Origin of the sequence: Amycolatopsis sp. SID8362, from assembly GCF_010550475.1 — a bacterium.
Classification (GTDB): Bacteria; Actinomycetota; Actinomycetes; order Mycobacteriales; family Pseudonocardiaceae; genus Amycolatopsis; species Amycolatopsis eburnea.
The window spans coordinates 1-222 of sequence record NZ_JAAGNB010001412.1 but is presented as its reverse complement, the minus strand read 5'-3'; the positions used below and the strand labels follow the sequence as shown (position 1 = coordinate 222).

The window sequence follows — 222 nt, the reverse complement described above, 5'->3', positions numbered from 1 at the left end:
GGTCAGGGTGACCAGCCGGGCGCCGCCGAGCAGTTCGGCCAGCAGTTTGAGCTCGTCGTCGCGGCCGATGAACGTCGTCAGCCGGGTCGGCAGCCGGTCGGCCACCGGCGACGGCGGCGCGAGCTCGCCCCGCAACGCGGCGACGTGGATCTCCTGCAGCTCGGCCGACGGGTCGACGCCGAGCTGGTCGGCCAGCGTGCGGCGGATCCCGGCGTACACCGA

At 74.8% G+C, this 222-nt stretch carries 1 protein-coding gene; it reads right to left on the bottom strand.

What is annotated here, in order from left to right; translation table 11 throughout:
• On the bottom strand, positions 1-222 hold a 222-nt coding region (locus G3I65_RS42975), incomplete at both ends, for a hypothetical protein (RefSeq protein ID WP_160701180.1).